The 3,194-nt window shown below is 65.6% G+C and carries 3 protein-coding genes and 1 pseudogene; all 4 read left to right on the top strand.

Translation table 11 applies throughout. The features are described from left to right. On the top strand, positions 1 to 761 hold a 761-nt coding region (locus MOV75_RS32235), incomplete at its 5' end, for a molybdopterin molybdotransferase MoeA (RefSeq protein ID WP_247007338.1). Positions 762 to 806: 45 nt separating this feature from the next. Further along, the gene (locus MOV75_RS32230) at positions 807 to 1,040 is read left to right on the top strand and encodes a sulfurtransferase TusA family protein (protein WP_246923987.1); all 234 of its coding nucleotides are present in this window, start codon (positions 807 to 809) and stop codon (positions 1,038 to 1,040) included. Positions 1,041 to 1,167: 127 nt separating this feature from the next. Next, positions 1,168 to 2,601, top strand: a complete 1,434-nt coding sequence (locus tag MOV75_RS32225; protein ID WP_246923989.1) for a sigma-54 dependent transcriptional regulator — start codon at positions 1,168 to 1,170, stop codon at positions 2,599 to 2,601. Then, positions 2,594 to 3,194: pseudogene (locus MOV75_RS32220) on the top strand (two-component sensor histidine kinase); the annotation flags it as partial. The gene MOV75_RS32225 and the pseudogene MOV75_RS32220, both read left to right, overlap by 8 nt.

The raw sequence follows: 3,194 nt of genomic DNA, 5'->3' as shown, positions 1-3,194 counted from the left end.
GCTTGCGGCCACAGCACGTCGCGCTCGCCGCGGCGTTCGGGCGTGTCAGGCTCGACGTGGTCAGGCGCATTCGCGTTGCGGTGTTCTCGACCGGTGACGAGCTGGCTTCTCCTGGCGAGCCACGCGCCGCCTCGCAGCTGTTCGATTCCAACCGCTTCATGCTGATGGCGATGCTGCGCCGCCTCGGCTGCGAGGTCAGCGACCTCGGCATTCTGCGCGACGAGCGTGCTTCGCTCGCGAATGGCTTGAAGCAGGTTGCAGGCCGCCACGACCTGATCCTCACCACGGGCGGCGTCTCGACCGGCGAGGAGGACCACGTCAAGGCGGCGGTCGAGAGCATCGGCTCGCTGGTGCTGTGGCGGATGGCGATCAAGCCCGGCCGGCCCGTGGCGATGGGCATCATCGACGGCACGCCGCTGATCGGATTGCCCGGCAATCCCGTCGCGAGTTTCGTCACGTTTGTCCATGTGGTGCGGCCGACGGTGCTGGCGCTGGCGGGTGGCTTGCCGGAGCCGTTGACGCCCATCCCGGTGCGCGCCGCGTTTACTTACAAGAAGAAGGCGGGCCGGCGTGAATATGTGCGCGCCTCCTTGCGGCGCGCGCAGGACGGCGGGCTCGAGGCCATCAAGTTTCCGCGCGAGGGAGCGGGGCTGTTGTCCTCGCTGGTCGAGACCGACGGCCTGGTTGAACTCGGTGAGAGCATCACGGGCGTCGAGCCGGGGCACGGCGTAGGTTTTTTGTCCTATGCCGATCTGCTCTAGAGGCCTTGCGTTGACGCCCTCGCTTCGTCTCGCCATGTTGCGCGCATGACCAGAACCACGCTCGATCTCACCGGGTTGAAATGCCCGCTCCCCGCCTTGAAGACGCGCAAGGCCTTAAAACCGTTGCAACCGGGCGATCAGCTCGAGGTTCACTGCACCGACCCCTTGTCGGTGATTGATATCCCCAATCTGATCCGCGAGACCGGCGATAAGGTCGAGATCACCGAGCGCAACCAGACCCGGATCGTGTTCCTGGTCGAAAAGAGCGACGCCCCGTAGAAAGGCGAATGTTCACGGCGGCGACGCTTGACTATGCTGCGCCCGCGGGGGACACGGCCGGATCTTCGCTGCAATGCGAAAGGCACCGGTTGTTGCGGTGGATGATCTCAAACCTAAGACATCGGGCATGACTTTCTCAACATCGAGGCCAAGCGCCGCCACAGCTCCGGCGGTGGGCCGCGAGCCTGCCGTCAAGCTCGGCAAAACGGCTGCAGGACCGGAGTTCAGCGCGCTGGCGCAGGCCTCCATCCTGATCGTCGACGACGAGCCGGGCATGCGCAACTTCCTGGTGCGCACGCTCGCGCCGCGCTGCAAGCTGGTGGACGAGGCGGCCGATACCGACCAGGCCTCGCGCAAGCTCGATTCCAACCGCTACGACGTCGTCATTCTCGATAACATCATGCCGGGCAAGAATGGCGTCGATTGGCTCGCCGAGCAGCGCGCCGTCGGCTTTTTCGCCGACGCCATCCTGATCACCGCCTATGCCGACCTCGACACCGCGATCCAGGCCCTGCGCGCCGGTGCAGCCGATTTCGTGCTCAAGCCGTTCCGCTCCAACCAGATCCTCAACGCGGTAGCGCGATGCCTCGACCGTGTCCGCCTCCAGCGCGAGAATTTTGTCCTGCGCTATGCTTTGCGCGCTTCGTCCGACCGCACCTTCCTGCGCGACAATCTGATCGGACAGTCGGCAGCAACGCTGCGCGTGCGTGAGACCATCGCACGCGTCGCGCGCCTGCCGACCTCGGTTCTCCTCACCGGCGAATCCGGCACCGGCAAGGAAGTGGCGGCGCGCTCGATCCACTCGCTGTCCGACCGCGCCGACAAGCCATTCGTGCCGGTGAATTGCGCGGCGATCCCGCCCGAGATGATCGAGGCCGAGCTGTTCGGACACATCAAGGGCGCCTTCACCGGTGCCGATTCGGGGCGCGAAGGCCTGTTCTTGTATGCACATGGCGGCACGCTGTTCCTCGACGAGATCGGGGAGCTGCCGCTGCCGATGCAGAGCAAGCTGCTCCGCGTGCTCGAAGACCGCCGCGTCCGCCCGGTTGGCTCCGAGCGCGAAGTTCCGGTCGACTTGCGCTTCATCTTCGCAACCAATGCCGAGCTTCAGAAGGAGGTCGAGAGGGGCCGCTTCCGAGCCGATCTGTTCTACCGGCTCAACGTGATGCAGATCCGGCTGCCGCTCCTGAAGGATCGCGGCGACGACGTGCAGGAGCTTGCCGCCATCTTCATGAGCAAGCTGTCGGTTCAGCTCGGCATGCCGCCGGTGCCGATCGACGCCTCGGTGCGGGCGGCGCTCGCAAGCTATGATTGGCCGGGCAATGTACGCGAGCTGCGCAATTTGATCGAGCGCACGCTGATCCTCGGCGCCTTCCCTGACGATTTCGCAGGTCCCCGCAACGATGGCCAGTCGGCGCCTGCCGACAGTCTCGCGGAGCTCGAGCGCCGTCACATTCTCGGCGTGCTGAAGGAGGTCAATGGCAATCGCGAGGAGGCGGCTCGGCGCCTCGGTATCTCGCGCAAGACCATCGACCGCAAATGCGCGTTGTGGGATGTCTGATGCTGCCGGCCGCAGCGGCGAGCTCGTGCGGGGACGCTCCGTGCGCTTCCGGCTGCTTGCGATCGCGCTGCTGCCGATGCTGGTCATCCTGCCGCTGCTGCTCGGAGTTGCGATCTATCGCTGGAACGCGAAATTCGACGCGACCCTGATCTCCAAGGTGAACGGCGATCTCACCATCGCCCACCAATATCTCGCCCGCATCCTGGAAAAGACCGGCGTCCAGCTCCGGGCGCTCAGCCTGTCGGCTCGCTTCCATGAGGTGCTGGCGCAGGATGCGCGCGACTCCCTGCGTGATCTGCTCGACGAGACCCGCAAGGAAATCGGTCTCGATTTCCTGTATCTGGCCAACGATCGCGGCGAGGTCCTGGCCTCGTCGCCACCGCTGCAGCATCAACCGAGAGGTGACTGGCCGATCATCGTGTCAGCGCTATCGGGCCAGGTCCCTGCGACGGGCGTCGACATTTTCGGCAACGACGATCTCGCCGCAATTTCGCCGGCCCTGGCCGAGCGCGCGCGATTGGATCTCGTGTCGACCCCGAACGCGGTGCCGACCGACCGCAGCGCGGAGACGCGCGGCATGGTCGTGCATGCGG

It is taken from the genome of Bradyrhizobium sp. PRIMUS42 (assembly GCF_023006515.1).
In the GTDB taxonomy this organism is placed as follows: domain Bacteria; phylum Pseudomonadota; class Alphaproteobacteria; order Rhizobiales; family Xanthobacteraceae; genus Bradyrhizobium.
The sequence above is the reverse complement of the archived record's forward strand: the minus strand, read 5'-3'. Positions and strand labels throughout refer to the sequence as shown.

Coding starts and splice junctions, on each gene's coding strand:
- MOV75_RS32225 (WP_246923989.1), top strand. CDS start 1,168: ATGACTTTCTCAACATCGAGGCCAAGCGCCGCCACAGCTCCGGCGGTG.
- MOV75_RS32230 (WP_246923987.1), top strand. CDS start 807: ATGACCAGAACCACGCTCGATCTCACCGGGTTGAAATGCCCGCTCCCC.